The organism is Gilvimarinus sp. 1_MG-2023 (genome assembly GCF_030548285.1).
The window spans coordinates 1-258 of the sequence record NZ_JAUOSC010001232.1 but is presented as its reverse complement, the minus strand read 5'-3'; the positions used below and the strand labels follow the sequence as shown (position 1 = coordinate 258).

Sequence of the window (258 nt, the reverse complement as noted above, 5' to 3'; positions counted from 1 at the left end):
GAATATCCCGGCCTGCAGCTGTCTGTTCAGGGTGAGCTGCAACGCAGTGCTGTTACCCAGGACTCCCTCAAAACAGGATTATTGCTGGGACTGTGCGGCGTTTTTATTCTGTTGAGTCTGCAGTTTCGCAGCTATATCGAACCTCTGATCGTGATGGTCTCGATTCCCATGGCGCTGATTGGTGTCATCATCGGGCACCTGCTGATGGGGCATGACCTGTCGATGCCAAGTATGGTGGGGTTTGTCTCACTGGCGGGG

At 54.3% G+C, this 258-nt stretch carries 1 protein-coding gene; it reads left to right on the top strand.

Going from position 1 to position 258, the window contains the following annotated elements:
• A partial coding sequence (locus Q4563_RS20795) for an efflux RND transporter permease subunit (protein WP_303605868.1) occupies positions 1-258 on the top strand: 258 nt, incomplete at both ends.